This is a genomic window from Bacillus sp. FSL R9-9497 (assembly GCF_038005805.1).
Lineage (GTDB): Bacteria > Bacillota > Bacilli > Bacillales > Bacillaceae_G > Bacillus_A > Bacillus_A cereus.
The window spans coordinates 4,433,310-4,459,944 of record NZ_JBBOTY010000001.1 but is presented as its reverse complement, the minus strand read 5'-3'; the positions used below and the strand labels follow the sequence as shown (position 1 = coordinate 4,459,944).

Below are 26,635 nucleotides of genomic sequence, written 5' to 3'. Positions count from 1 at the left end.
TCAGATACCCCCCTTTTATTGATAAGTAAAGTATACAATAAAAATTCATAGTAGCTTGTATCATTTTTTTCTCCCTCCCTTAATATATATAAAATTAGCAAGCCATATTGAGTGGATTTTCTAACGATAGGAAATGTGATTCTACTAAGAGTGAACTTCACGCGGGACGGACTCTTATAGGATTTGTAACGTATAGATACAGTCCTTTAGAGCGGGGATAAAAGGGGGGACAAAAGTGATTGAAATTTGCTTCGAAGAAAAAAATGATGCTATGCACGTATATAGACAATTGCTGAAAAGAGCGGAAGTGTTATATAAGGAAACGAGTGTGTATTTACAGGAACAAAAAGTGGTGATTCACATACCAGTACGTGAATCGAATTATATTGAAAAAATCTTATTGCCAGTAATGGTGTATTTCATTGTGAATGTGAAACAAAATGAGTGGATTTATACGATTTTAAAAGAAAAGTTTTTTTATGAAGAACAAGAAGAGTGTCATCAAATATTGCACATGGCACATGAGATTTTAAAGGGAAGAAGAAAAGGTGTAGCTCAGGATTTAACGCGTAACGCATTTGAGTCATATATTAAGTCTTCTTTAAATAATTGGCTTTGTGATCCGCTCTCATTCTCGTTTTCATCATATATCCGTTTTCGTCTTCGTACATATAGGGAAATGGTGGCTAAACTTGCGGAAGTGGCAATTGATGAATATAAGATGGAGCAAGAATACCAAATGTTCATTGAGACGCTTCGGCAACAAGTAAGTAGCCGTAAATCACGTTTGTCTTGCGTGCATCTTATTTTTGATGAAAGCTTTATCTTTTATGATGATAAAGGTAGACGTTTAAAACAGGAGAAGTTGGTCCAATATATAGATGAGGAATTATTAAAGCAAAATGATGTATATATTGATACGAAAGTAATTGCGCCGCTTCTTTCTATTTCGCCTAAAAAGATTTATTTATATACGAAAGAACAAGACCATAATATGATTATTACTTTGCGAAATGTGTTCCAAGAACGGGTCCAATTACATGGATTACATGATTTTGAGCGCAATGTGAAAAATTTAAAAAATAAAGGTAACGCCCTTGATTTTCTAAGTTTTTGAGCATATAATTACCTACATAAATGAAATATATTGAAATGTCATGATGAGGACATGAGTAGTTTTCTACGATTTTCAGAGAGGGAAGCCTTAGGGTGTGAGCTTCCTAGTACGGGATTATTACTTACCACCTCTAAACTTTAGCAGTGAACGGTTTTTCTAGTAATTGCTAACGGACAACACCGTTATGTTGAACTTGAGCAATTAACAATTATGTTAATTGGAACAAGGGTGGAACCACGAATTCAACACTCGTCCCTTTTTACGGGGTGAGTGTTTTTTATTTTGAGAAAAAGAGGAGTGACCAGTGATGGCAGATGTAGTTAAAATTACTTTCCCTGATGGAGCTGTGAAGGAGTTTCCAAAAGGCGTAACAACTGAAGAAATCGCAGCTTCTATTAGCCCAGGCTTAAAGAAAAAAGCTGTAGCTGGAAAATTAAACGATGAGATGATCGATCTTGTTACACCAATCGAAGAAGATGGTGCAGTTTCTATCATTACATTAGATTCTGAAGATGGCCTATATATTTTACGCCATTCAACAGCCCACCTTTTAGCACAAGCGTTAAAACGTTTATATAAAGATGTTAAGGTTGAGCTTGGCATTGGTCCAGTAATTGAAAATGGCTTCTACTACGATATTGATATGGAAGAAGCAATTACAGTTGAAGACTTCAAGAAAATCGAAAAAGAAATGCAAAAAATCGTGAACGAGAACTTAGAAATCGTTCGTCATGAAGTACCACGTGCAGAAGCAATTCGTCGCTTTGAAGAAATCGGCGATGAGTTAAAATTAGATTTAATTAACGATCTTCCAGAAGATGCAGTTATTTCAATCTATGAGCAAGGCGAATTCTTCGACCTTTGTCGTGGTGTTCACCTTCCATCTACAGGGAAAATTAAAGTGTTTAAATTATTAAGCGTTGCAGGTGCTTACTGGCGCGGTGATAGCAATAATAAAATGCTACAACGTATTTACGGTACTGCATTCGTTAAGAAAGCAGAATTAGATGAGCACTTACGTATGCTTGAAGAAGCGAAAGAGCGCGATCACCGTAAATTAGGTAAAGAATTAAAACTATTTACTAATAGCCAAAAAGTAGGACAAGGTTTACCACTTTGGTTACCAAAAGGTGCAACAATCCGCCGCATTATCGAGCGTTACATCGTTGATAAAGAAGCAAGCTTAGGCTATGATCACGTATATACTCCAGTACTAGGAAGCAGAGAGCTTTATGAAACTTCTGGTCACTGGAACCACTACCGTGATGGCATGTTCCCATCAATGGAAATGGATAACGAAGAATTAGTTCTTCGTCCAATGAACTGTCCTCATCATATGATGGTTTATAAAAATGATATTCACAGCTACCGTGAATTACCAATCCGTATTGCAGAACTTGGAACAATGCACCGTTATGAAATGTCAGGTGCGTTATCTGGATTACAACGTGTACGCGGAATGACTTTAAACGATGCGCACATTTTCGTTCGTCCAGATCAAATTAAAGAAGAGTTAAAACGTGTTGTAAACTTAACTCTAGAAGTGTACAAAGATTTCGGTTTAGAGAACTACTCATTCCGTCTATCTTACCGCGACCCAGCAGATACTAAAAAGTATTATGCGGATGATGAGATGTGGGAAAAAGCACAAGGTATGTTAAAAGAAGCTATGGATGAAATGGGTCTTGATTACTATGAAGCTGAAGGTGAAGCGGCATTCTACGGTCCAAAACTTGATGTTCAAGTTCGTACTGCTCTTGGAAAAGACGAAACACTTTCAACTGTACAATTAGACTTCTTACTTCCAGAACGCTTTGAATTATCATACGTTGGTGAAGACGGTAAACAACATCGTCCAGTTGTAATTCACCGTGGTGTTGTATCAACTATGGAACGTTTTGTAGCCTTCTTAATTGAAGAATACAAAGGTGCATTCCCAACATGGTTAGCTCCAGTTCAAGTACAAGTAATTCCAGTTTCTCCGCAAGTACATTTAGACTATGCGAAAAAAGTACAAGACGAATTGCGTCGTGCTGGTATCCGTGTTGAATTAGACACTCGTGAAGAGAAGATCGGTTACAAAATCCGTGAAGCACAAATGCAAAAAATTCCGTACATGCTTGTAGTAGGTGACAATGAAGTAACTGAAAACGGCGTAAACGTACGTAAATATGGTGAACAAAAATCAGAAACAATCGCATTAGATGCTTTTGTTGACATGATTAAAGTAGAAGGAAAACGATAAGAAAAAGCCGCGGTATACCGCGGCTTTTTTATGTAATATATTCGAGAGAAATTAGAAAAAATAACCATGTGACACTTATCATAAAAAAGTATTGCAAGTATGTTAGTTGTTTGTTACAATATTTCTTGTTGTTAGTAAAACACATCGCGTCTTCTTGACAGACGTCATGTCCTATGATAAACTCATCAAGGATAATAGAATATTGTTTTGTGGAACAAGTAGAAGCACCCGCTTCTCACCTGATGGACGCATTCGCAGTTAACAGGTAAATGTATTTCTTACTTAAGATTTTACAAGTGTGGGTGTCGTATGCCCGCACTTTTTTTGTTCGGGTTCTATGACTACAAAATATGTTCTGAGAAAACCTTGGAGGTGGCTTACTATTAGCAAGGATATGATGATTAACGAGCAAATTCGTGCACGTGAAGTACGTTTAGTTGGCGCAAATGGCGATCAACTTGGAATCAAGTCTCGTAATGACGCTTTAGACTTAGCTGCAAATCTTAATCTTGATTTAGTATTAGTTGCTCCAAATGCGAAACCGCCAGTATGCCGCATTATGGACTACGGTAAATTCCGCTTTGAGCAACAGAAGAAAGAAAAAGAGCAGCGCAAAAATCAAAAAGTAATTAGCATGAAAGAAGTTCGTTTAAGTCCAACAATTGATGAACACGACTTTAACACAAAACTTCGTAATGCTATCAAGTTTTTAGAGAAAGGCGACAAGGTTAAAGCGTCAATTCGCTTTAAAGGACGTGCCATTACTCATAAAGAAATCGGTCAACGTGTTTTAGATCGCTTCTCAGAAGCTTGTGCTGAAGTTAGTACAGTTGAATCTAAGCCTAAAATGGAAGGACGCAGTATGTTCTTAGTTTTAGCACCGAAAAACGATAAGTAATAGATAGAGGAGGAAATACCTATGCCTAAACAAAAAACTCATCGCGGCGCTGCAAAGCGTTTCAAAAAGACTGGATCAGGTAAACTGAAACGTTCTCACGCTTACACAAGCCATTTATTCGCTAACAAATCTACAAAAGCTAAACGTAAACTACGTAAAGCTGGTGTAGTAAGCGCTGGTGACTTCAAACGCATTCGTCAAATGCTTGACAACTTAAAATAAGTTCGGCTGATATATAGAACAATTAGGAGGTAATATTATGCCAAGAGTAAAAGGTGGTACAGTTACTCGTCAACGTCGTAAAAAAGTAATTAAATTAGCAAAAGGTTACTACGGTTCAAAAAATACATTATTCAAGGTTGCTAACCAACAGGTTATGAAATCTCTAATGTATGCATTCCGTGACCGCCGTCAAAAGAAACGTGACTTCCGTAAATTATGGATTACACGTATCAACGCAGCAGCTCGTATGAATGGTCTTTCTTACAGCCGCTTAATGCACGGTCTTAAAAATGCTGGCATCGAAGTTAACCGCAAGATGCTTGCTGACTTAGCTGTTCATGACGAAAAAGCTTTCGCTGAATTAGCAACAGTTGCAAAAAACAACATTAACTAATTAATTAGTTGAAACCTTAGAAGAATTTTCTTCTAAGGTTTTTTTATTTGTATTCAAATAGAAGTTAGAAGTGAAAGAAATTCTAAAGATTAACGACTATGTCGTTATCAATATGACAAAATCAATATAAAAGTTATAGCAGTATAGAAGAATATACATATGAAGTCAGGAGAATACTCCTGGCTTTTTTCAATTCTGCTCGTTTGGAAAGAAGAGTATCTTTCCTAGCCGAAACGACACTGCTATAATGGAAAGATGATATGGAACTTTCATCAGATGAACAATTTAAGAGCGATGACTGAAACGTATTTGTAAATTAAGGACAAGCTATTTTATAAAGAGTTAGATAGCTGACTTATTCATAAGAACTGAAACATAATAATGAACTTTGAGATGAAACAACATTGTTGCGTAAAATGCGATGTTGGAGGAGGACAATAGAATGGACTTACTACAACTATTTAAATTACAAAAAGAATTAGATGACCGTATTGCAAAAGAACATGACTTACAACCGAAAAAATTGTTAAAAGAAAAAATGTTAGCTCTTCTTGTAGAAATTGGAGAACTTGCAAATGAAACACGTTGTTTTAAATATTGGAGCAACAAACCAGCTTCGGAACGTGAAGTAATATTAGAAGAATACGTAGATGGTTTGCATTTTATTTTATCAATCGGAATTGATTTAGGTATTGATAAAAACTTCCTATTCTATAAATGTGCACAAACGAATAAAACACAAGTGGAAATTTTCTTAGACACATATGCGAAAGTAATTCGTTTTACAGATCAACCATCTATTACAAACTATATTGAATTATTTACGAGCTATCTTCGACTTGGACAAGCACTTGAATTTGAGCAAGAAGAGATTGAAAAAGCATATTTAGATAAAAATGAAGTAAATCATCAGCGTCAAACACAAGGATACTAATTTAATTTTTGAATATTTCAATTTAATTATTGTATAATGAATTGACTGAAGAAAAAGGAGGGTGTTGGCAATGACAAAATTAGACGCGACATTGACAATGCTAAAAGAATTAACGGACGCACGTGGTATTGCTGGTAACGAACGTGAACCACGTGAAGTAATGAAGAAATATATCGAGCCGTTTGCGGACGAACTTTCTACTGATAATTTAGGGAGTTTAGTTGCAAAAAAAGTAGGGGAAGAAAACGGCCCAAAAATTATGGTTGCAGGTCATTTGGATGAAGTTGGATTTATGATTACACAAATCGATGACAAAGGTTTCCTTCGCTTCCAAACGGTTGGTGGCTGGTGGTCACAAGTTATGCTTGCGCAACGCGTGACGATTGTAACGCGTAAAGGAGATGTAACAGGTGTAATTGGTTCAAAACCACCGCACATTTTACCTCCAGAAGCTCGTAAAAAGCCAGTTGAAATTAAAGACATGTTCATCGATATCGGTGCTTCTAGCCAAGAAGAAGCAATGGAGTGGGGCGTACGACCAGGAGATCAAGTTGTACCTTACTTTGAATTCCAAGTGATGAAGAATGAAAAAATGTTACTTGCAAAAGCATGGGATAACCGAATTGGTTGTGCAATTGCAATTGACGTATTAAAACAATTAAAAGATGAAAAGCATCCAAACGTTGTATACGGCGTTGGAACTGTACAAGAAGAAGTTGGTCTTCGTGGCGCAAAAACATCTGCGAATTATATTAAACCAGATATCGCGTTCGCAGTAGATGTTGGTATCGCTGGAGATACACCGGGTGTAACGTCAAAAGAAGCGCAAAGTAAAATGGGCGATGGACCACAAATCATTTTATATGATGCTTCTGTTATTGGACATACAGGTTTACGTGATTTCGTAGTTGATGTTGCTGATGAATTACAAATCCCGTATCAATATGATTCAGTAGCGGGCGGAGGAACGGATGCGGGTGCGATTCACATTGCTGTAAATGGTATTCCTTCTATGGCAATTACAATTGCAACGCGCTATATCCATTCTCATGCGGCAATGTTACACCGTGATGATTATGAAAATGCAGTGAAGTTAATTGTAGAAGTTATTAAACGTCTTGATAAAGAGGCTGTACATAACATTACATTTAATTAATAGAAAAAGCGAAGGAGATTCTCCTTCGCTTTTTTATGTTTTAAAAAGGCCGTTCTAATCCTGCTGCAGTATGAGCGCCTAAAATAATTAAACGAGTTAATTGCATCGCCATAAAATGCGGAGTATATATCATTCCTCTTTTTAACCATGACATAATCATTCCGATGTGAGCCCCTGTAACATAACTAATCAAAATATCACGAGGAACCATAAGATCTTCATCATCTGGTTGTGAAATAGACAAGCTTAATGTTAAATGCACTTGTATTGTTTTCATCATTTTATAAGAGTAGTTTCCGGCAGCTTTATCCCCAAGCATAACGTTATAAAAGTTTACATTTTCTGCGATATGTTCGAATAAAGCTAAAAATGTAGGGTGAGGTGAATCAAATGTAAGTTGAAAATCTTCTTTATTTCTATTTTTCGGTTTAATTACTTCTGCTAGCTTCTCTAACATTTCTTCAATACTTTTGTCTAATAGGTCATATTTATCATGGTAATGGCTATAAAATGTAGCGCGATTTACAGGAGCGCGTTCTGCGATATGTTGCACAGTTACATTTTCAAAGCCTTTTTCGCCTACTAAAGCGACAAAAGCATCCTGAATGAGTTGTCTCGTTCGCTTTACACGTGGATCATTTGTATTTTTAATAGACATTTTTCTTCTCCTCGTTTAATTTTCTATACTTAAACAACATATTGGTATTATATTGTTGTTTAAGCGACATTTCATACGTAAATTGTCGGTTGTAGATTCAAAATAATTATTTATAATTATAAACGATAGTCCTTCAGAAATCAGCACCGCTCGCAGGTAGATAAATTTCGATTTACGCTGCAGATGGTGTGATTTTTTTGTTAAAAGGTTAATATAATTAACAATTAAACAATCTAAACAATAAGGACATAAATAGTTTAGAAAAAAATTATATGCGATATAAGGAGAGGAATGCAATGAATCAGTTTCGAAGAATGGTAATTATCAACATTATCACATTAATTGTACTAGTTGGCGGCGGTATTGGCGGTTATTACTATTACAACCAAACGGAAAATTACTTAAAAACAGACAATGCAAAGATTGATGGGAAGGTAATTCCGGTTGCTTCACCAGTGGCAGGTAAACTAACTGACTGGAAAGCTGAAGTAGGAAAAAATTATAATGAGAACGATAAACTAGGCACTGTTACTGTAGCGGCAGCTAATGGAGAACAAACAGTAGATGTAACCATTCCACAAAATGCAACGGTTGTACAATCAAACGCAACAACAAATGCTTTCGTTGGAGCTGGTAGCCCGATTGCTTACGCATTCGATATGAACAATTTATGGGTAACAGCAAACATTGAAGAAACAGATGTTGATGATGTTCAAAAAGGTCAAGATGTAGATGTGTATGTAGATGCATACCCAGATACAACGTTAACAGGAAAAGTAGAACAAGTTGGCTTAACAACAGCGAATACATTCTCTATGTTGCCATCAAGCAACGCAACAGCGAACTATACGAAAGTAACACAAGTAGTACCAGTTAAAATTTCTTTAGATCATAGCAAATCAGTAAATATTGTTCCTGGCATGAATGTGACAGTTCGTATTCATAAGTAAGGGGGAGATGAGATGTCCTCAATTGTAATTGCAGGATATGCACTATTTTGTATAATCGTCTTCTTCCTTGTAAATCGTCTTTTACGAAAGAAAAAAACGAAAATGGGAGAAGAACAAGTCCCAGCCGTAAGTAAAATAGAAATAAGTAAAGTTGAAACAGAAGAGAAAGAAATTGAACGAAAGCAAGAATCGGAAATTTCTAATGTAGTTGAGTTAGAAACAGGAAAGCAAGAAGAAGTAAAACAAGAAAAAGAAGTGCCGAAAAAACAAATGTCTACGCCTGTAGAGAATGTGAACGTAAAAGCAGTTGTAGCTGTATTAATTCTCGGCATGTTCGTTTCTATTTTAAACCAAACAATTATTAACGTTGCATTACCTCCGTTAATGAATGAATTTAACGTATCAACTTCAACAGCACAATGGTTAATTACAGGCTTCATGCTTGTAAATGGTATTTTAGTACCGATTAGTGCATTTTTAGTTTCACGATTTACGTATCGTAAATTATTCGTAGCAGCAATGTTATTCTTTACGGTAGGATCTATCATTTGTGCTACTTCAGGAAACTTTACAATGATGATGACAGGTCGCGTAATTCAAGCAGTTGGTGCGGGTATTTTAATGCCGGTTGGTATGAATATCTTCATGACGTTATTCCCGCCTCATAAACGCGGAGCGGCGATGGGATTACTAGGTGTAGCAATGATTTTAGCACCAGCTATCGGACCAACTGTAACAGGTTGGGTAATTGAAAATTACAGCTGGAACTTAATGTTCTATGCGATGTTTATTATCGGTTTAATTATTACGTTCCTATCTTTAAAATTCTTTACACTAGCTCAGCCAGTGTCTAAAACGAAATTAGATATATTCGGTGTGGTTAGTTCAAGTATTGGACTAGGAAGCTTATTGTACGGATTTAGTGAAGCTGGAAATAATAGTTGGACTAGTGCAGAAGTTGTTATTTCACTTATCATTGGTGTAATTGGTTTAGCGTTATTTATTTGGAGAGAGTTAACAACGGACAATAAAATGCTTGATTTACAAGTATTTAAATATCCAGTATTTACTTTCACTTTAGTAATTAACGCAATCGTTACGATGGCATTATTCGGAGGTATGTTATTGCTTCCAGTATATCTGCAAAACATTCGTGGCTTTACGCCAATTGAATCTGGTTTACTACTTCTTCCAGGATCATTAATTATGGGGATCATGGGACCAGTAGCGGGTAAATTATTCGATAAATATGGCATTCGTCCATTAGCGATAATTGGATTGGCAATTACGACGTATGCGACATATGAATTTACAAAATTATCGATGGATACACCGTATAGCGTTATTATGACGGATTATATTATACGTTCAATTGGTATGTCATTCATTATGATGCCAATTATGACGGCTGGTATGAACGCGCTGCCGATGAAATTAATTTCTCACGGTACAGCAACGCAAAATACGTCAAGACAAGTAGCGGGTTCAATCGGAACAGCGATTTTAATTACACTTATGACGCAACAAACGACTGCTCACGTAGCAGATTACGGCAACATGTTAACAACATCAAACCCAATTTTAGTTGATAAAATACACGGCATGGGGCAAAGTTTAGCGGCCTTAGCTGGATCAGCTCAAGCAGGAGACGCGATGAGCACACAACTATTATATGGACAAATTTCAAAGCTATCTGCAATTAACGGTATTAACGATGCCTTCTTAATCGCAACGATACTAGCAGGTATCGCTTGGGTGTTATCGTTCTTCTTACCATCAGGCAATAAACCAAATAGAAAAGCAGGGAATTAAATTCCCTGCTTTTTTGTGTTCTTTATGCAGTTAAATATAAAAGCTGGTAACCAGCTACGGAGCACAGCCCTGTTATAAACAAAATTGTTCCCATAGCACGAATACTTGATATTTGTCTGCCGCTTATAATAGCTAATAGTCCAGCTAAAGAGAAGAGACCCCAATATAAAGTTCCTGAAATTGGAATCATCCCCTCTAAGTCTATTCCATAACCTATACAAATGATAGGAACAACGATAAGAGATATGCTAATTAAACCAGCTATAATAGTAAATGATTTACGACATTTCATACCAGCAATAATTAAAAAAATGCCGACGATGAATTCGCATAACATTAAAGTAAAAGCTAAAATCATCCAAATTAATATTCCGAACATTTCTGTATTACCTCCGATTTGTGGGTTTCGAAAAAAGTTATATATAGAATCAAACACCTACAGACATGAGTACCCAGAAGATAACCCCTAATATTCCAATGGTAAAAATAATGAATCCCATATTACGTATACTTTTAATTTTTGCTTGGAATCCACTTATCCCTGCTAATAATCCAGTTAAAGAAAATAGGGTCCAGTAAAGAGCAGTTGGAATGGGGAAGATTGTATCCATATTAATTCCTATACTTAAAAAAACAAAAGGTAGTGTGACAAAGGATAGGCTAAGTAGCCCCATTAAACCAACGAGTAATTTCCGATATTTAATTCCTGTTACTATTAAAAAAATACCACCAGCAATCCCGCATAGTAAGAGAAGTGGCGTGAAAAGCATCCAAATAACACTGAACATATGTAAACTCCTTTATATGAATTAAGTTATATTTTACTACATGAGGTTTATTTTGGATATTATTAATAAATATGTATAAATTGATAGAGATGAGAAGTGATCATAAGAATTAATAAAAGAGGTATCGTGAGGATACCTCTTTCTAATTCAAGAATGCCAACAAATTATTCATAATATGAAATAACATAGCTGGAATAATGGATTTTGTTTTTTTACATAAAATAGCCATTAATAATCCCATGAAGAAAGTAATGACCATTACGCCAAGTGAGTATGTATGAGCGATACCGAAGAAGAAGCTTGTTATAATCGCTGCAATCCAAAATGGAAAGCGTTCTGAGAAAAAGCGAAGTATAAAGCCACGGAAAATAAGCTCTTCAAAAATTGGTGTGAGTATTGCAAAGCCGAGAAGTAATAATATTTGATACTGCTTAAAGACATCTAAGTTTAGTGCGGAAGATTGCTGCTTTGTTGCGTCTTGGAATACATAATTTAACAAGATGTAATTGAGTAAAATGTTTATAGCGAAGAAAAGAAGTAAGTATACGTATGTACGCCATTCTCTCAGTGCTTTAAAGTTAAATGATTGTAGTAGTAATTTTTTTGCGGGTTCGAATTTAAAAATGAAGAATAACAACACGGCTAGCTGTAATACAATACTTGCAGTATTTACGATAGATTCATACAGGGCAATTTGTTTTTTATCTGTAAGACCGGCTGTATAAATTGTTAAGGGCATTGCGAGGAACACAGTAATAAGTCCGGTTCCGAAAAAAGCGAATACAACGGAGCTAATAAATTGTCCCCATGACATAGAGTATTTCTGTTCATTAGAAAGTTGTGTAGCGGGTTGCATATGTAGAATCACCTCTTTATATTTGTATATTTAATTATAAGGCATTTTGTTTTCAGGCGTAATATTTAAATATTACATATAAAGGTGTATTTTCCATAAAATAATAAAAGAGGTATCACCCTGTAGTGATGCCTCTTTCTCATTGATAACTATGTTCTATCTTGTTATTCAATTTTGCTTGCTCTATTTGCAATTCACGCTCTACCAATCGATCTAATTGCTGAATTGCTTTAAGTGCTTTTTCATAAGAAATTGTTCGATAATGATGCGCTCCGCCCGGTTCTTCATCTGCTTCGTCTGCCCATTTAATAATATTTTGAAGAGATGTTCTTTCAATTTCTTGTTCCACTAAGAAAGAATCTGTATGAAGAAGAATTGCAATAGAAATTTCTTTTGCTAGTTTTGGATGTTCTCCTAATCTAATAAGTAATTTATGTGCTCTTTCAGCACCTTTAATTGCGTGTATATCATTCTTTTTATATAAGTCATAATCCCATTCACCGCCTGTGTACCACGTATGATGTCCGATATCATGAAGGAAGCCAGCTTTTGTGGCAGCATCGACTGAGGCGTGATGCTTTTTGGCTAGGTGAAACGCATGGTAAGCGACAGCGATCGCGTGGACCATTCCAGAACGGTTTACGTATTTTTGTGTAATGTGGTGTTTAAAAATTTGTTCAAGCGTAATACGGTGCATAAAACATTCACTCCTTTTATCTTATGGTGTATATGAAGAAAAATCGATCGGTTTAAATGTATTTTGAACATTGTACTCCATCATAGTTCGTTAGTAAAGTAGAAATGTTTAGGAGAAGAAAAAATTTTTCTGCAAAAAAATCACCTTAGCTTATGCAAAGGTGATTTTCAAATTGCTTATTTTTTTAATCCTTGCTCTAGTGTTTCTAACATTTCGTGCTTTTCATTTTCATCAGCGTTTTTCCAAATGACTTCAAATAAAACGCCAAGACCTGGAAGCATTTTTTCTTCACCGCTTTGAATTGCATCGACGATTGTTTCTTGTAATTGATCTTGTGAATTTCCAGATACATTCGCTAATACGGCACCGCGTAAATTAAAACTCATTGCTTTCACCTCTTCTTCAGAATTGAAACTGACGTTAGTTTTTGTTCTTTTTTATGTAAATATGTATGAAAAATAGGCTATAATGATAAGACAAGAAGAGAGGGAAATACATATTATGAAAAACATTGATTCAGTACAAAATCCGCGTGTAAAGCAGTGGAAAAAGCTGCAAACGAAAAAAGAACGCGATAAAAAAGGTTTATTTTTTGTAGAAGGATTCCACTTAGTCGAGGAAGCTTTGAAGGCAGGAATTGTAACAGAACTTATCGTTTCAGATCAGACAGACCTTCCGAAAGATTGGACAGTTAATGATGTGGAAATGTATATCGTACCTGAGGCGATTGTCAAAATACTTCGTGAAACAGAAACGACACAAGGTGTATTTGCTGTTTGTGAGAAGCATGAGAAAGAAGTAGCTCTTACTGATGGGAAATTCCTTTTATTAGATGGCCTGCAAGACCCAGGTAATTTAGGAACAATTATTCGTACAGCTGATGCAGCTGGTATTCACGCCGTTGTGCTTGGAGAAGGTTGTGTTGATGTTTACAATAGTAAAGTACTCCGCTCTACACAAGGCTCTATTTTCCACTTACCAATTGTAAAAGGGAACTTAGAAGAATGGGTAGACAAGTTAAAAGAAAACAACGTTCCTGTATATGGAACAGCTCTTGAAAATGGAGTTCCGTATGGTGAAGTAACGCCGGCTGGCAGTTTTGCATTAATTGTAGGAAATGAAGGAAATGGCGTACGCCAAGAAATTCTTGCAAAAACGGATCAAAACTTGTATATTCCGATTTACGGCGGGGCAGAATCATTAAATGTTGCGGTTGCAGCAGGGATTTTAACGTATTATTTGCAAAGCCCGGTTGCGAACAAATAAAAAACTTCTTATAATAAGTTGAAGTACATTATATTAAAAGTTAAATAACGAAAAACGTTGATAGAGAAGAGTAACTTACAAAATCGCCATATAGGGAGAGAGTGCCGTAGACTGAAAGCATTCTTATGGTAGACGGAAGTGAATTCACCTCTGGAGTTGACGCCAGGACCATGTATATGTAAAGGCGTTCCGGTCAGAATTGATCGTTATAACTAATGAGTGGGCAGACTTGTTCTGTCAATTTAGGGTGGTACCGCGAATTTACCTCGTCCCTTTTTGGGAGCGAGGTTTTTTTATTTTTAAAATTAGGAGGGTTCCAAAATGGAAGCACGTTTAAAAGAGCTAAAGCAAAAAGCGTTAGAGCTTATTGAAGAAGCGAAAGAGCTAAAGGGCTTAAACGACGTACGCGTAGCGTATTTAGGAAAAAAAGGCCCAATTACAGAAGTATTACGCGGCATGGGAAAATTGTCAGCAGAAGAGCGTCCACGTATGGGAGCATTAGTAAATGAAGTGCGTGAAGCGATTCAAACGCGTTTAGATGACAAAATTAGTAACTTAGAAAAAGCAGTAATCGAAGCGAAATTAGCTACTGAAACAATCGATGTTACACTGCCAGGTCGTCCTATTGAAACAGGTTGTCACCATCCGTTAACAGCTGTTGTTGAGCAAATTGAAGATGTATTCATCGGTATGGGTTATGAAGTAGCTGAAGGAACAGAAGTAGAAAAAGACTACTACAACTTCGAAGCACTAAACTTACCGAAAGATCACCCAGCGCGTGATATGCAAGATACATTCTACATTACAGAAGAAACGTTACTACGTACACATACATCTTCTGTGCAAGCACGTACGATGGAAAATAATAAAGAAAAAGGCCCAATCAAAATTATTTGTCCTGGTAAAGTGTATCGCCGTGATGACGACGATGCGACGCATTCACATCAGTTCATGCAAATTGAAGGTCTTGTAATTGATAAAAACATTCGTATGAGTGACTTAAAAGGTACACTGCAAGTATTCGTGAAAAAGATGTTCGGTGAAGATCGTGAAATCCGTCTTCGTCCAAGTTTCTTCCCATTCACAGAGCCATCTGTAGAGATGGATATTTCTTGTATGATGTGTCATGGCAAAGGTTGCGGCACTTGTAAAGGAACTGGCTGGATTGAAATTCTAGGCGCAGGTATGGTTCACCCGAACGTACTTGAAATGGCTGGTTATGATTCAAAAGAATATCAAGGTTTCGCATTCGGTATGGGCGCAGAGCGTATCGCAATGTTGAAATACGGAGTAGATGACATTCGTCATTTCTATACAAATGATGTACGTTTCTTACAACAATTCAAACGAGCGTAAGGGAAGGAGAGGATAAATATGTTCGTATCATATCGTTGGTTACAAGAGTATGTAGATATTAAAGATGTAACAGCACAAGAACTAGCAGACAAAATCACGAAAAGTGGTATTGAAGTAGAAGGCGTTGAAGTATTAAATAAAGGTGTAAAAGGTGTTGTAGTTGGTCACGTATTAGAATGTGAAAAACACCCAGAAGCTGATAAATTAAGCAAATGCTTAATCGATATCGGTGAAGAAGAGCCAGTTCAAATTATTTGTGGAGCTGCTAACATTGCAAAAGGTTTAAAAGTACCAGTTGCAAAAGTTGGAGCTGTACTTCCTGGTAACTTCAAAATCAAAAAAGCAAAACTACGCGGTGAAGCTTCTCACGGTATGGTTTGTGCTCTTCAAGAGCTTGGTATTGATGGAAAGTTAGTTTCAAAAGAATACGCAGATGGTATCTTCATCTTCCCAAGTGACGCTGAAGTTGGTGCAGATGCACTTGAAATTTTAAACTTACACGATGAAGTACTTGAGCTTGGCTTAACACCAAACCGTGCAGATTGCTTAAACATGTTAGGTGTTGCTTACGAAGTAGCTGCTATTTATGGCCGCGAAGTAAAACTTCCAGCTATCGACTTACAAGAAACAGCAGAAAAAACTTCTGATTATATTTCTGTAAGCGTAGAAGCGAAAGAAGAAAACCCATTATACATTGCAAAAATGGTTAAAAACGTAAAGATTGGTCCGTCACCAATGTGGATGCAAACTCGTCTTATGGCAGCTGGCATTCGTCCAATTAGCAACGTAGTTGATATTACAAACTACATTTTAATGGAATACGGTCAACCGTTACATGCATTCGATTACGATAAATTAGGTTCAAAAGAAATCGTTGTTCGTCTTGCAAAAGAAGGCGAAAAAATTGAAACGTTAGATGATCAAGAGCGTACATTACAAAGCCACCATCTTGTAATTACAAACGGCACGAAAGCTTTAGCTGTTGCTGGTGTAATGGGCGGGGCGGATTCTGAAGTTACAAATGAGACAGTAAACGTTCTAATTGAGTCTGCATACTTTGCAGGTCAAACAGTACGTCGTACATCAAAAGACTTAGGTCTTCGTAGTGAATCAAGTGCACGTTTCGAAAAAGGAATCGATCCAACACGTACATTTGAAGCAATTCAACACGCAGCTGCTTTAATGGCGAAATATGCTGGCGGTGAAGCACTTGAAGGTGTAGTAGAAGCTGACAACTTACAAGTACAAGAGCGTACAGTATCTGTTACTGCTGAAAAAGTAAACCGTGTATTAGGTACAAATATTTCTGCGAGTGAAATGGGTACAATGTTCACAAACTTGAAATTCCCATTTACAGAAGTAGAAGGAACATTCCATGTAAATGTACCAGCACGTCGTCCTGATATTACAATTTCAGAAGACTTAGTAGAAGAAGTGGGCCGTCTATACGGTTATGACCACATTCCAGTTACATTACCTTCTGGAACGATGACTCGTGGTAAATTAACATCAGCACAAACGAAACGTCGTAAAGTACGCCGCTTCTTAGAGGGTGCTGGTTTATATGAAGCAATTACGTATTCATTAACAAGCGCTGACAAAGCGAAACAATATATGGTTGAGCCAAACGAAAAGGCGCCTGTAGGTCTTGCACTTCCAATGAGTGAAGAACGTAGCCAACTTCGTTTAAGCTTAGTACCGCAATTACTAGAAGCAGTTTCATACAATGTCGCTCGTAAAAACGACAGCGTTGCTTTATACGAAGTAGGTTCTATCTTCTTACCGACAGAAGAAGGAGAACTTCCGAAAGAAGAACAACATCTTGCAGGTGTTATGACAGGTCTTGCTCTTCACCATGCATGGCAAGGTGAGAAGAAAGTAGTAGACTTCTTCGTTGTGAAAGGTGTACTAGAAGGACTATTCGACGTGCTTGGCGTTTCAAATCAAATCACATATGCACCAGCAAAACGTGAAGGTATGCACCCAGGCCGTACAGCTGACATCGTATTAGATGGCGAAGTAATTGGTTTCATCGGTCAATTGCACCCAGAAGCAGAAAAACAATTAGATGTGAAAAATACATTCGTATTTGAATTATCTCTTGTAAAAGTATTCGGTGCAGACGCTGAGGAAACTTACTACTCAGCAATTCCACGTTTCCCATCTATGACACGTGACATGGCTGTTGTAGTAACAAAAGAAACAAAAGCTGGTGAAATGAAGCAAGTCATTGCTGAAGCTGGCGGAGAACTTCTGAAAGACGTAACACTATTCGACTTATACGAAGGTGAAAAAATGGAAGAAGGCAAGAAATCACTTGCATTCTCTATGACTTACTTCGATGCAGAACGTACATTAACAGACGAAGAAGTAACAGAAGCACATAACCGTGTACTAACAACGGTAGAAGAGAAATTCGGTGCGGAGTTACGTAAGTAATTAGAAAATTGCCGGATTCATTCCGGCAATTTTTTTATTGGATTGGTTGTCGGACGCTGTCGGTAAGTCGATATATTACAAAAATCGCTCATATATTTTCCGACACCTTGCATCTTTCTCTCGAATGTAGTACATTAATTTTAGTTTAACAAAATGAAAGACGATGATAAGGAAAAGTAGTATATACTATAATCCAAAGCGAGTCAGGGACGGTGAGAGCCTGATGAGGCGGTATATGTGAAGAACACCTTGGAGTTGCTAACCGAAATTGAATTTTGTATTCAAGAGTAGACTTAGACGGGAATCCGGCCTGTTACAAACCGGGAAGTATGTATTACATACGAGTTAAAGTTGGTCTTTATGACAAATTGGGTGGTACCGCGAAGTTTAACCTTTCGTCCCTTTATGGATGAAAGGTTTTTTTGTATTTAAATATATGAGCAAAGGAGAATTTCACTATGGAAAACACATTAGTAAAAAGTCTGTATAGAGATACAGAAAAGTATGCAGATCAAACAGTACAAGTATCAGGGTGGATTCGTAACTTACGTGATTCAAAAGCATTTGGTTTCATCGAATTAAACGACGGTAGCTTCTTTAAAAGCGTTCAAATCGTTTTCGATACAGAATTAGAGAACTTCAAAGAAATTGCAAAACTTCCACTTAGCTCTTCAGTTAAAGTAGAAGGTAAAGTAATTGCAACGCCGGGAGCGAAGCAACCATTTGAAATTAAAGCAGAAAAAATTGATATCGAGGGCTTATCAGATTCTGATTACCCACTTCAAAAGAAGCGTCATACGTTTGAATACTTACGTACAATCGCTCACTTACGTCCAAGAACAAATGCATTCTCTGCAACGTTCCGCGTACGTTCTATCGCAGCATTTGCGATTCACCAATTCTTCCAAGAGCGTGGATTTGTACATGTCCACACACCAATCATCACTGGTAGTGATACAGAAGGTGCTGGCGAAATGTTCCGCGTAACAACGCAAGATTTAAATAACCTACCAAAAGGTGAAGACGGAAAAGTTGATGAGTCAAAAGACTTCTTCGGTAAAGAAACAAACTTAACAGTAAGTGGACAGCTGAACGCTGAAGCTTATGCATTAGCATTCCGTGATGTATACACATTCGGACCTACATTCCGTGCAGAAAACTCAAACACAACTCGTCACGCTGCTGAGTTCTGGATGGTTGAGCCTGAGATTGCATTCGCTGAACTAGGTGACGTAATGAACCTTACAGAAGATATGCTGAAATATGCAATGAAATACGTATTAGAGCATGCACCAGAAGAAATGGAATTCTTCAACAGCTTCGTTGATAAAACAGTTCTAGAGCGCATGAACAACGTAATCAACTCTGACTTCGGTCGCATCACATATACAGAAGCAATTAAAGTGCTTCAAGAATCAGGTGCTGACTTCAAATACCCAGTAGAATGGGGAATTGACTTACAAACAGAGCACGAAAGATACTTATCAGAAGAAATCTTCAAACGCCCTGTATTCGTAACTGACTATCCGAAAGACATTAAAGCATTCTACATGCGTTTAAATGAAGACGGTAAAACAGTAGCTGCTACTGACCTTCTAGTCCCTGGCATCGGCGAATTAATCGGCGGAAGCCAACGTGAAGAAAGAATGGACGTTTTAGTAGACAGAATTAAAGAATTAGGTATGAACGAAGAGGACTACTGGTGGTACTTAGAACTTAGAAAATACGGCGGTACAAAACACGCTGGATTCGGTCTAGGTTTCGAGCGCTTCCTAATGTACATCACTGGTATGGCTAACATCCGTGACGTAATTCCATTCCCAAGAACTCCAGGTTCTTCTGAATTCTAAAATATGAAAAAAAGCGAGAGGATTTCCTCTCGCTTTTTATTTTACATATTGTATAGTTTATTCCCTCGTAGCAAAAAGTAACGCGAAGGGGTGAATATAAATGAGTAAAAAAGTGAAAAAAGATCATTCAAGATCGGGCCTAGGTTCTCCAGAAGTTGAAGGACAAGGAACGACGACACATGAAACAGGTTCTCATAAAGTATCTTCATCAAATAAGAAGCAGAAACGAAGCTAACATAACAAAGGAGAGTCTTAAGGGCTCTCCTTTGTTATGTGTTACATCTTATTATCGTTAATTTCTTTTGTAATCTTATTTATGTCTTTGTCTAATCGATCTAAATAGAAAAACCACAGTAAACTTATGAACACGTAATAGATGGCCATCACGCCAAGATTATCAGATATATTTTCGAATGTGGATTTAGTAGTGAAAAAAGCTCCCCAAATGATAGAAATAGTGAGGTAAGAAAGTGGGCCTACGAGGTGTACGAAAGCATATAGTACCTTTTTAACTTTTACAGCGTTCATATGAAAAACCTCCTTTTTCTAATCATACATTCAAGTTCTTCACAGAAGTGTTGTAGTTTTGCTGGATTATGTATTAACAAGCGTGCATCGTGTTTCCCAATAAATCTTCGAATCCGAAAGTTTAATAAGAAAGATCGACCATAACGCTCTATTAAATCGTTGAACGCTGGTTGTTCACTTAGTAGCTGAATGTTTTCTCTAATTTCGAACTGTCTTTCGTGTGGATCGCCTAGTAAAATATTTAGAATCATTTGTAGAAGTAGCAATGTAGATCTCCTCCTATGTTAGAATAATCCGTATATTATAATTATAACAAAACTATAAGGACAATAGTAGGATGAAACAAAAAACAGGAGTTTGTAGGCTCCTGTTTTTGTCGATACTATTTTAATAAGCGAAGCGCCTTCTCCGTATTAGCGAAATGCAGTTTCACAAACTCGGGTAATCGTTCTTTACCAAGCTTTTGAATTAATTTAGCAGCAGCGATATCAACTTGTTTACCAGCACCTTTCGGAAGTGGCATACCAGCTTTTTTACTTAGTTCGTCAAACTGTTTTACGAATGAGTAGCGAGCTAAAATAGAAGCAGCGGCTACTGCTAAATGGACGCTTTCACCTTTCGTAGCGAAATAAACATTTTCACGCTGTACCTGTTTTTGTTTTGCTAAATATTTATAGTATGTATCAGGTTGTGTGAATTGATCGATTAAGACGCCTTCAGGTTTTGTAGGTGCCATTTTCGCTAATAAGTTTGTAATAGCTTTATTATGTAGCAAGGCTTTTAACTTACCTTGGTTGTTTCCTTTATCAAATAGCTCGTTATATTTTTCATTATGAAGGACAAGAGAGCTGTAAGGAACAACGTGTAGAAGTTGTTTCGCAATGGCAGTAATTTGATCGTCATTTAAGTTTTTAGAGTCTTTTACACCAAGTTCTTTTAGTAGTGGAATTTGCTTCGCATCCACATATACAGCAACGACTGTCATCGGTCCAAAGAAATCTCCCGTACCAACTTCATCAGACCCTACAATAGACATTGTACTGATGGAAGTAGGCGGCGCATAACGATGGGAATCGACAGATTTTTTTACAGCTGTTTTTGGCGCGTGAGAGACAGTTTGCCAACGAGAAGCTTCTGCTTCAGCGCGGCCTCCTTGGAACATTACTTTTCCAGATTTATACGCTGTAATCGTGCAAGATGGCACCTTAGCCATAAAGATACCGCCTTGCGGAATTTTCGGGGTAAGCGAATGTTTATATTGTTGTTTCATGTCTTCAATTACTGTAGAATTTGTTTGAATTACGATAGAATTTGACATAATGGTCGCCCCTTTTTTTATATTGTTATTTTTATCATATCGGATTGTTCTTTCTGTTTCCATATTATGAAGGTTCATGGTATGATAAACTTTAGGATTCTGTACGTGATTGGAGGCCGGTGAGTTGTCACAACAAAAGGGAAAGAAAAGTCGAATTAATGTAGAAATCTATGGTCAGCAATATTCAGTTGTTGGCGATGAAAGTACAAGTCATATCCGCATGGTAGCAGCGATTGTGGATGATAAAATGCGCGAACTCAATGCCAAGAATCCTTCGCTTGACACGAGTAGACTAGCGGTATTGACGGCGGTAAACGTCATACACGATTACATAAAATTAAAAGAAGAACATGAGAAATTGAAAGAAAGTATGACAAAAAAAGGAATGGAATAACATGATTGATATTATTATCATTTTACTGCTTGTTATGGGATTTTTCCTCGGCTTACGCAGAGGGTTTATTCTGCAACTTGTGAAGTTAACAAGCTTTATTATCGCATACCTTGTTGCATACTGGTACTGTAAAGATTTAGCGCCAGCACTTGCGAAATTTATTCCGTATCCATTTGATAAAAACGTATCTGTTCCAGAATGGATTGATGCAAATAATATTGAGACAGTATTTTATCAAGCGCTTGCGTTTATCATATTGTTTATTATTACAAAAATAGCACTTTCATTACTTGGTAATTTGTTAAATATGTTTGCAGAAATACCGGTTTTAAAGCAAGTAAATGCGTTTGCGGGGGCAATCCTCGGATTTTTAGAAGTATATATTGTTTTGTTTGTCTTAATTATCATTGGAAACATTCTTCCGATTGAACAAGTACAAACACCATTACAAAAATCATCAATTAGCAAAATAATTGTAGACGATACACCGATTCTATCTGAAAAGGTGAAGGAACTATGGCAGACAGGTAGCAGAGTATAACTTCTCTTTTTTCGGAAAGAGAAGTTTTTTTCTATGAAAGAAAGGCGGGGCAATGATGAAAGTAAATAAAAAACAAGTTATCAAATTATTAGAGACAATCGGGCTTTTTATGGAACTAAAGGGTGCGAATCCATTTAAAATATCTGCATTTCGTAAAGCGGCAGCAGCATTAGAAAGTGACGATCGTAGTCTTTCTGAGATTGAAGACTTCACAAAGATTCCGGGCATCGGAAAAGGAACAGCAGCCGTTATTCAAGAATATATAGAATCGGGAACATCTGAAGTATTACAAGAACTTGAAAAAGAAGTACCGAGTAGCTTATTACCGTTATTAAAACTACCAGGTCTTGGTGGTAAAAAGGTGGCTAAGTTATATAAAGAGCTAGGCGTTATTGATATGGAGACGTTAAAAGCTGCTTGTGAGGAAAATAAAGTACAAGCTTTAGCTGGTTTCGGTAAGAAGACAGAAGAGAAAATATTAGAAGCAATCGATCAAGTAGGCTCTCGTCCAGAGCGTTTACCAATTGCGATGGTATTGCCTATTGCCGGGGAAATAGAGGAGAAATTGTCGAATATTGCTGAAGTAATTCGTTTCTCTCGCGCTGGTAGTTTGCGCCGTGTTCGTGAAACAGTGAAAGATTTAGATTTTATCATTGCAACGACAGAACCAGCAGCGGTACGTGAGCATTTACTACAATTCGATAATATGATTGAGGTAATCGCAAGTGGGGATACGAAAGTTTCTGTTCGTCTTCAATATGAATATGATATTTCAATCGATTTCCGCTTAGTAAAACCAGAAGAGTTTATTACAACACTTCACCATTTCACAGGATCAAAAGACCATAACGTGAAAATGCGTCAAATCGCAAAAGATAAAGGCGAGAAAATTAGTGAGTACGGTGTAGAGAACTTAGAAACAGGTGAAGTGAAAACATTTGAGACTGAAGAAGACTTCTTTGCTCATTTCGGTCTACCATTTATTCCGCCAGAAGTGCGTGAAGATGGAAAAGAAATTGAATTAATTAAAGAGTATCCGAACTTAATTCAGTTTTCCGATATACAAGGTGATTTACATATGCATACAACTTGGAGTGACGGTGCTTTTTCTATTGAAGAAATGGTACAAGCGTGCCGTGCTCGTGGATATAAGTTTATGGCGATTACTGATCACTCGCAATACTTAAAAGTAGCGAATGGTTTAACGAAAGAGCGTCTTCGTGAGCAAGCGAAAGAAATTGAACGTATGAATGAAAAGTATCCAGACATTACAATTTTACGCGGAATTGAAATGGACATTTTACCAGATGCCTCGCTTGATTTTGATGATGAAGTATTAGAAGAATTAGACTATGTCATTGGAGCGATTCACTCTAGCTTCTCACAAGACCGTGAAACGATTATGAAGCGTCTGCGTACTGCACTTGAGAATAAACATGTCACAATGATTGCTCATCCGACAGGACGTCTTCTCGGGCGCCGTGAGGGTTATGATGTAGATACAGATTTATTAATTGAACTCGCAAAAGAGACAAATACAGTTTTAGAATTAAATGCGAATCCGAACCGTCTAGATTTAAGCGCAAAATTATTAAAACAAGCACAAGATGCTGGTGTAAAAGTAGCGATTAATACAGATGCTCATACACTTGAAATGTTAGAAGATATGGAAACAGGTGTAGCAGCAGCACGTAAAGGTTGGATTCAAAAAGATAACGTGATTAACACATGGGATATTGAACGTTTATTAGACTATATTAAACGTAATAAGTAACACAAGGGGGACCTGCAACATGTTAGAAAGAACGTTGCGTGTATTAGAATACAATAAAGTAAAAGAACAATTACTTGAACATACAGCCTCTTCACTTGGCCGTGACAAAGTGAAGCATTTAGTGCCGAGCACTGATTTTGAAGAAATTGTAGAAATGCAAGATACAACGGATGAAGCAGCGAAAGTTATTCGTTTAAAAGGTAGTGCACCATTAGGTGGTATTACGGATATTCGCTCAAATGTGAAGCGTGCAAAAATTGGGAGTATGTTAAGTCCAAATGAATTACTTGATATTGCGAATACGATGTATGGTAGTCGTAATATGAAACGTTTCATTGAAGATATGGCTGATAACGGTGTCGAGCTTCCGATTTTAGAAACTCACGTCGCTCAAATTGTATCTTTATATGATTTAGAAAAGAAAATTACAAATTGTATCGGTGACGGCGGTGAAGTAGTGGATAGCGCAAGTGATAAACTGCGTGGGATTCGTACTCAAATTCGTACTGCGGAAAGCCGTATTCGTGAAAAGTTAGAAAATATGACGCGCTCTTCAAACGCGCAAAAGATGCTGTCTGACTCGATTGTAACGATTCGTAACGAACGTTACGTAATCCCAGTAAAACAAGAATACCGCGGCGTATATGGTGGTATTGTTCACGATCAATCAGCTTCTGGACAAACGTTATTTATTGAACCGCAAGTCATTGTAGAATTAAATAACGCACTGCAAGAAGCTCGTGTGAAAGAGAAACAAGAAGTCGAACGCATCTTATTGATGTTAACAGAAGAAGTGGCAGTAGAAGCTGATATCGTTTTATCAAACGTAGAAGTAGTTGCGAATCTTGATTTCATTTTTGCGAAAGCTTTTTATGCAAAGCGAATTAAAGCAACGAAACCAATCGTAAATAACGAGCGTTATATGGATTTAAGACAAGCTCGCCATCCGCTAATCGATCCAGAAATTATTGTGCCAAATAACATTATGTTAGGTAAAGATTTCACGACAATTGTTATTACAGGACCGAATACAGGTGGTAAAACAGTTACGCTGAAAACAGTTGGTATTTGTGTTTTAATGGCGCAATCTGGTCTTCACATTCCAGTAATGGATGAGTCAGAGATTTGTGTGTTTAAAAATATATTTGCTGATATCGGTGATGAGCAATCGATTGAACAAAGTTTAAGTACGTTCTCCTCACATATGGTGAACATCGTTGATATTTTAGAAAAAGCTGATTTTGAAAGCTTAGTTTTATTCGATGAATTAGGTGCTGGAACAGACCCACAAGAAGGTGCTGCACTAGCAATTTCGATTTTAGATGAAGTATGTAATCGCGGTGCTCGCGTTGTTGCAACGACGCATTATCCAGAATTAAAAGCGTACGGATATAACCGTGAGCAAGTTATTAATGCGAGTGTTGAGTTTGATGTAAATACATTAAGTCCAACTTATAAATTATTAATCGGTGTACCAGGCCGTAGTAATGCCTTTGAAATTTCGAAACGTCTTGGATTATCTGATCGCGTTATTGACCAAGCACGCAACCACATTAGTACAGATACGAATAAAATTGAAAATATGATTGCGAAGTTAGAAGAAAGCCAGAAGAACGCAGAGCGTGACTGGAACGAAGCAGAAGCACTTCGCAAACAATCTGAAAAACTTCATCGTGAATTACAACGTCAAATCATTGAATTTAACGAAGATCGCGATGAACGATTATTAAAAGCGCAAAAAGAAGGGGAAGAAAAAGTCGAAGCCGCAAAGAAAGAAGCAGAAGGCATTATTCAAGAACTTCGTCAATTGCGTAAAGCACAGCTTGCAAACGTGAAAGATCACGAGTTAATTGAAGCGAAGAGCCGTCTAGAAGGCGCAGCACCAGAGCTTGTTAAGAAACAAAAAGTAAACGTGAAAAACACTGCGCCGAAGCAACAGTTACGTGCAGGTGATGAAGTAAAAGTATTAACGTTCGGTCAAAAAGGTCAATTACTTGAAAAAGTAAGCGATACTGAGTGGAGCGTACAAATCGGTATTCTGAAGATGAAAGTAAAAGAATCTAACATGGAATACATTAACACACCGAAGCAAACAGAGAAAAAAGCAGTTGCAACGGTAAAAGGTAGAGACTATCACGTTTCATTAGAACTTGACCTTCGTGGTGAACGATTTGAAAATGCAATGGCGCGCGTTGAGAAATACTTAGACGATGCCCAGCTTGCAAGCTATCCTCGCGTATCAATTATTCACGGTAAGGGGACAGGAGCACTTCGCCAAGGTGTACAAGATTACTTGAAGAAGCATCGTGGTGTAAAAACCTTCCGTTACGGTGACATGGGCGAGGGAGGCCTAGGCGTAACAGTTGTCGAATTAAAATAGAAAACAACGAAACAAAGGGGAAACCATTATATGTTTATGGACAAACTTGCAAAAGTATTGTT

Annotated in this window: 27 protein-coding genes and 4 other annotated features; of the genes, 18 read left to right on the top strand and 9 right to left on the bottom strand. The window is 37.2% G+C overall.

The genetic code is table 11. The features are described from left to right. Window positions 1-235 precede the first annotated feature (235 nt). The 7 genes from ytxC (at window position 236) to MKY21_RS22955 (ending at window position 6,966) form a co-directional block, all read left to right on the top strand. Window positions 236-1,117, top strand: a complete 882-nt coding sequence (gene ytxC, locus MKY21_RS22985) for a putative sporulation protein YtxC (RefSeq protein ID WP_000569629.1) — start codon at window positions 236-238, stop codon at window positions 1,115-1,117. 31 nt (window positions 1,118-1,148) lie between these two features. Beyond that, window positions 1,149-1,377: a binding site (T-box leader), on the top strand. A 47-nt stretch (window positions 1,378-1,424) separates the two neighbouring features. After that, a complete protein-coding gene (thrS, locus tag MKY21_RS22980) occupies window positions 1,425-3,362 on the top strand; it encodes a threonine--tRNA ligase (protein WP_000786083.1) in 1,938 nt (645 codons plus the stop codon). A gap of 210 nt (window positions 3,363-3,572) precedes the next feature. Next, window positions 3,573-3,693 (top strand) — a sequence feature (ribosomal protein L20 leader region). Window positions 3,694-3,756: 63 nt separating this feature from the next. Continuing rightward, entirely contained in the window at window positions 3,757-4,260 is a 504-nt protein-coding gene (infC, locus tag MKY21_RS22975; RefSeq protein ID WP_000973215.1) for a translation initiation factor IF-3, read from the top strand. Between the two features lie 21 nt (window positions 4,261-4,281). Next, entirely contained in the window at window positions 4,282-4,482 is a 201-nt protein-coding gene (gene rpmI / locus MKY21_RS22970) for a 50S ribosomal protein L35 (protein WP_001125945.1), read from the top strand. A gap of 37 nt (window positions 4,483-4,519) precedes the next feature. Continuing rightward, window positions 4,520-4,876: a 50S ribosomal protein L20 gene (rplT, locus tag MKY21_RS22965; RefSeq protein WP_001138362.1), complete on the top strand. Its 357-nt coding sequence runs from the start codon at window positions 4,520-4,522 to the stop codon at window positions 4,874-4,876. A gap of 442 nt (window positions 4,877-5,318) precedes the next feature. Further along, the gene (locus tag MKY21_RS22960) at window positions 5,319-5,810 is read left to right on the top strand and encodes a dUTP diphosphatase (RefSeq protein WP_000365050.1); all 492 of its coding nucleotides are present in this window, start codon (window positions 5,319-5,321) and stop codon (window positions 5,808-5,810) included. A 70-nt stretch (window positions 5,811-5,880) separates the two neighbouring features. Further along, window positions 5,881-6,966 (top strand): M42 family metallopeptidase, encoded by a 1,086-nt coding sequence (locus tag MKY21_RS22955; RefSeq protein WP_000163555.1) that lies wholly within the window; start codon window positions 5,881-5,883, stop codon window positions 6,964-6,966. 40 nt (window positions 6,967-7,006) lie between these two features. Here MKY21_RS22955 and MKY21_RS22950 read toward each other — a convergent pair whose 3' ends face one another. Further along, a complete protein-coding gene (locus tag MKY21_RS22950) occupies window positions 7,007-7,624 on the bottom strand; it encodes a TetR/AcrR family transcriptional regulator (RefSeq protein ID WP_000023661.1) in 618 nt (205 codons plus the stop codon). A 296-nt stretch (window positions 7,625-7,920) separates the two neighbouring features. Here MKY21_RS22950 and MKY21_RS22945 point away from each other — a divergent pair, with 296 nt between their 5' ends. Both MKY21_RS22945 and MKY21_RS22940 read left to right on the top strand, forming a co-directional pair. Continuing rightward, a complete protein-coding gene (locus MKY21_RS22945; RefSeq protein ID WP_001071419.1) occupies window positions 7,921-8,574 on the top strand; it encodes an HlyD family secretion protein in 654 nt (217 codons plus the stop codon). A 12-nt stretch (window positions 8,575-8,586) separates the two neighbouring features. Beyond that, window positions 8,587-10,386 carry a DHA2 family efflux MFS transporter permease subunit gene (locus MKY21_RS22940; RefSeq protein WP_000095271.1) on the top strand — a complete coding sequence of 600 codons (1,800 nt, stop codon included), beginning with the start codon at window positions 8,587-8,589 and terminating at the stop codon, window positions 10,384-10,386. Between the two features lie 22 nt (window positions 10,387-10,408). Here MKY21_RS22940 and MKY21_RS22935 read toward each other — a convergent pair whose 3' ends face one another. The 5 genes from MKY21_RS22935 to sspI all read right to left on the bottom strand — a co-directional run bounded on the left by MKY21_RS22935 (window position 10,409) and on the right by sspI (window position 13,113). Further along, window positions 10,409-10,765 (bottom strand): hypothetical protein, encoded by a 357-nt coding sequence (locus MKY21_RS22935; protein ID WP_016118703.1) that lies wholly within the window; start codon window positions 10,763-10,765, stop codon window positions 10,409-10,411. Window positions 10,766-10,814: 49 nt separating this feature from the next. Beyond that, window positions 10,815-11,174, bottom strand: a complete 360-nt coding sequence (locus MKY21_RS22930; RefSeq protein ID WP_016118702.1) for a hypothetical protein — start codon at window positions 11,172-11,174, stop codon at window positions 10,815-10,817. A gap of 142 nt (window positions 11,175-11,316) precedes the next feature. Further along, complete coding sequence (locus MKY21_RS22925) at window positions 11,317-12,030, bottom strand: CPBP family intramembrane glutamic endopeptidase (RefSeq protein WP_001182122.1); 714 nt, start codon at window positions 12,028-12,030, stop codon at window positions 11,317-11,319. Between the two features lie 139 nt (window positions 12,031-12,169). Continuing rightward, on the bottom strand, window positions 12,170-12,727 hold the full coding sequence (locus tag MKY21_RS22920) for an HD domain-containing protein (RefSeq protein WP_016118701.1): 558 nt from the start codon (window positions 12,725-12,727) through the stop codon (window positions 12,170-12,172). Between the two features lie 176 nt (window positions 12,728-12,903). Beyond that, complete coding sequence (sspI, locus tag MKY21_RS22915; RefSeq protein WP_000009509.1) at window positions 12,904-13,113, bottom strand: small acid-soluble spore protein SspI; 210 nt, start codon at window positions 13,111-13,113, stop codon at window positions 12,904-12,906. A gap of 82 nt (window positions 13,114-13,195) precedes the next feature. Here sspI and MKY21_RS22910 point away from each other — a divergent pair, with 82 nt between their 5' ends. From MKY21_RS22910 to MKY21_RS22890, 5 genes are all read left to right on the top strand, one after another. After that, window positions 13,196-13,993 (top strand): TrmH family RNA methyltransferase, encoded by a 798-nt coding sequence (locus MKY21_RS22910; protein WP_001986644.1) that lies wholly within the window; start codon window positions 13,196-13,198, stop codon window positions 13,991-13,993. 48 nt (window positions 13,994-14,041) lie between these two features. Beyond that, window positions 14,042-14,270, top strand: a binding site (T-box leader). A gap of 44 nt (window positions 14,271-14,314) precedes the next feature. Then, complete coding sequence (gene pheS / locus MKY21_RS22905) at window positions 14,315-15,349, top strand: phenylalanine--tRNA ligase subunit alpha (RefSeq protein ID WP_341077439.1); 1,035 nt, start codon at window positions 14,315-14,317, stop codon at window positions 15,347-15,349. Window positions 15,350-15,367: 18 nt separating this feature from the next. Continuing rightward, window positions 15,368-17,788 carry a phenylalanine--tRNA ligase subunit beta gene (pheT, locus tag MKY21_RS22900; protein WP_000498191.1) on the top strand — a complete coding sequence of 807 codons (2,421 nt, stop codon included), beginning with the start codon at window positions 15,368-15,370 and terminating at the stop codon, window positions 17,786-17,788. A gap of 154 nt (window positions 17,789-17,942) precedes the next feature. Further along, window positions 17,943-18,194, top strand: a binding site (T-box leader). Window positions 18,195-18,246: 52 nt separating this feature from the next. Next, entirely contained in the window at window positions 18,247-19,638 is a 1,392-nt protein-coding gene (asnS, locus tag MKY21_RS22895; RefSeq protein WP_000432177.1) for an asparagine--tRNA ligase, read from the top strand. Between the two features lie 100 nt (window positions 19,639-19,738). Next, window positions 19,739-19,873 carry a YuzL family protein gene (locus MKY21_RS22890; RefSeq protein WP_000039590.1) on the top strand — a complete coding sequence of 45 codons (135 nt, stop codon included), beginning with the start codon at window positions 19,739-19,741 and terminating at the stop codon, window positions 19,871-19,873. Window positions 19,874-19,914: 41 nt separating this feature from the next. On the opposite strand, the gene MKY21_RS22885 is transcribed toward MKY21_RS22890, so the two are convergent. From MKY21_RS22885 to rnhC, 3 genes are all read right to left on the bottom strand, one after another. Beyond that, a complete protein-coding gene (locus MKY21_RS22885; RefSeq protein ID WP_000994758.1) occupies window positions 19,915-20,166 on the bottom strand; it encodes a hypothetical protein in 252 nt (83 codons plus the stop codon). Further along, entirely contained in the window at window positions 20,163-20,432 is a 270-nt protein-coding gene (locus tag MKY21_RS22880) for a hypothetical protein (RefSeq protein ID WP_000925537.1), read from the bottom strand. The genes MKY21_RS22885 and MKY21_RS22880 overlap by 4 nt, the downstream gene beginning before the upstream one ends. A 116-nt stretch (window positions 20,433-20,548) precedes the next feature. Then, complete coding sequence (rnhC, locus tag MKY21_RS22875) at window positions 20,549-21,484, bottom strand: ribonuclease HIII (RefSeq protein WP_016118699.1); 936 nt, start codon at window positions 21,482-21,484, stop codon at window positions 20,549-20,551. Between the two features lie 124 nt (window positions 21,485-21,608). Between rnhC and zapA the strand changes: the two genes are divergently transcribed. From zapA to MKY21_RS22855, 4 genes are read left to right on the top strand one after another with little or no spacing between them, the layout of a single operon-like run. Next, the gene (gene zapA, locus MKY21_RS22870) at window positions 21,609-21,878 is read left to right on the top strand and encodes a cell division protein ZapA (RefSeq protein ID WP_000082701.1); all 270 of its coding nucleotides are present in this window, start codon (window positions 21,609-21,611) and stop codon (window positions 21,876-21,878) included. 1 nt (window position 21,879) lies between these two features. After that, the gene (locus tag MKY21_RS22865) at window positions 21,880-22,419 is read left to right on the top strand and encodes a CvpA family protein (protein ID WP_000565412.1); all 540 of its coding nucleotides are present in this window, start codon (window positions 21,880-21,882) and stop codon (window positions 22,417-22,419) included. A gap of 55 nt (window positions 22,420-22,474) precedes the next feature. Beyond that, on the top strand, window positions 22,475-24,193 hold the full coding sequence (gene polX, locus MKY21_RS22860; protein WP_000867517.1) for a DNA polymerase/3'-5' exonuclease PolX: 1,719 nt from the start codon (window positions 22,475-22,477) through the stop codon (window positions 24,191-24,193). Between the two features lie 19 nt (window positions 24,194-24,212). Then, window positions 24,213-26,573 carry an endonuclease MutS2 gene (locus MKY21_RS22855; protein ID WP_000893716.1) on the top strand — a complete coding sequence of 787 codons (2,361 nt, stop codon included), beginning with the start codon at window positions 24,213-24,215 and terminating at the stop codon, window positions 26,571-26,573. The last annotated feature ends 62 nt before the right edge of the window (window positions 26,574-26,635 follow it).

Excerpts from the sequence above, each read along its gene's own strand:
- pheS (WP_341077439.1), top strand. The coding sequence starts at position 14,315 with ATGGAAGCACGTTTAAAAGAGCTAAAGCAAAAAGCGTTAGAGCTTATT.
- rnhC (WP_016118699.1), bottom strand. The coding sequence starts at position 21,484 with ATGTCAAATTCTATCGTAATTCAAACAAATTCTACAGTAATTGAAGAC.
- MKY21_RS22935 (WP_016118703.1), bottom strand. The coding sequence starts at position 10,765 with ATGTTCGGAATATTAATTTGGATGATTTTAGCTTTTACTTTAATGTTA.
- MKY21_RS22885 (WP_000994758.1), bottom strand. The coding sequence starts at position 20,166 with ATGAACGCTGTAAAAGTTAAAAAGGTACTATATGCTTTCGTACACCTC.
- MKY21_RS22920 (WP_016118701.1), bottom strand. The coding sequence starts at position 12,727 with ATGCACCGTATTACGCTTGAACAAATTTTTAAACACCACATTACACAA.
- MKY21_RS22930 (WP_016118702.1), bottom strand. The coding sequence starts at position 11,174 with ATGTTCAGTGTTATTTGGATGCTTTTCACGCCACTTCTCTTACTATGC.
- MKY21_RS22855 (WP_000893716.1), top strand. The coding sequence starts at position 24,213 with ATGTTAGAAAGAACGTTGCGTGTATTAGAATACAATAAAGTAAAAGAA.
- MKY21_RS22925 (WP_001182122.1), bottom strand. The coding sequence starts at position 12,030 with ATGCAACCCGCTACACAACTTTCTAATGAACAGAAATACTCTATGTCA.
- infC (WP_000973215.1), top strand. The coding sequence starts at position 3,757 with ATGATGATTAACGAGCAAATTCGTGCACGTGAAGTACGTTTAGTTGGC.
- MKY21_RS22950 (WP_000023661.1), bottom strand. The coding sequence starts at position 7,624 with ATGTCTATTAAAAATACAAATGATCCACGTGTAAAGCGAACGAGACAA.
- MKY21_RS22940 (WP_000095271.1), top strand. The coding sequence starts at position 8,587 with ATGTCCTCAATTGTAATTGCAGGATATGCACTATTTTGTATAATCGTC.
- MKY21_RS22960 (WP_000365050.1), top strand. The coding sequence starts at position 5,319 with ATGGACTTACTACAACTATTTAAATTACAAAAAGAATTAGATGACCGT.
- MKY21_RS22890 (WP_000039590.1), top strand. The coding sequence starts at position 19,739 with ATGAGTAAAAAAGTGAAAAAAGATCATTCAAGATCGGGCCTAGGTTCT.
- sspI (WP_000009509.1), bottom strand. The coding sequence starts at position 13,113 with ATGAGTTTTAATTTACGCGGTGCCGTATTAGCGAATGTATCTGGAAAT.
- thrS (WP_000786083.1), top strand. The coding sequence starts at position 1,425 with ATGGCAGATGTAGTTAAAATTACTTTCCCTGATGGAGCTGTGAAGGAG.
- MKY21_RS22955 (WP_000163555.1), top strand. The coding sequence starts at position 5,881 with ATGACAAAATTAGACGCGACATTGACAATGCTAAAAGAATTAACGGAC.
- rplT (WP_001138362.1), top strand. The coding sequence starts at position 4,520 with ATGCCAAGAGTAAAAGGTGGTACAGTTACTCGTCAACGTCGTAAAAAA.
- MKY21_RS22865 (WP_000565412.1), top strand. The coding sequence starts at position 21,880 with ATGATTGATATTATTATCATTTTACTGCTTGTTATGGGATTTTTCCTC.
- pheT (WP_000498191.1), top strand. The coding sequence starts at position 15,368 with ATGTTCGTATCATATCGTTGGTTACAAGAGTATGTAGATATTAAAGAT.
- asnS (WP_000432177.1), top strand. The coding sequence starts at position 18,247 with ATGGAAAACACATTAGTAAAAAGTCTGTATAGAGATACAGAAAAGTAT.
- polX (WP_000867517.1), top strand. The coding sequence starts at position 22,475 with ATGAAAGTAAATAAAAAACAAGTTATCAAATTATTAGAGACAATCGGG.
- MKY21_RS22945 (WP_001071419.1), top strand. The coding sequence starts at position 7,921 with ATGAATCAGTTTCGAAGAATGGTAATTATCAACATTATCACATTAATT.
- MKY21_RS22910 (WP_001986644.1), top strand. The coding sequence starts at position 13,196 with ATGATAAGACAAGAAGAGAGGGAAATACATATTATGAAAAACATTGAT.
- rpmI (WP_001125945.1), top strand. The coding sequence starts at position 4,282 with ATGCCTAAACAAAAAACTCATCGCGGCGCTGCAAAGCGTTTCAAAAAG.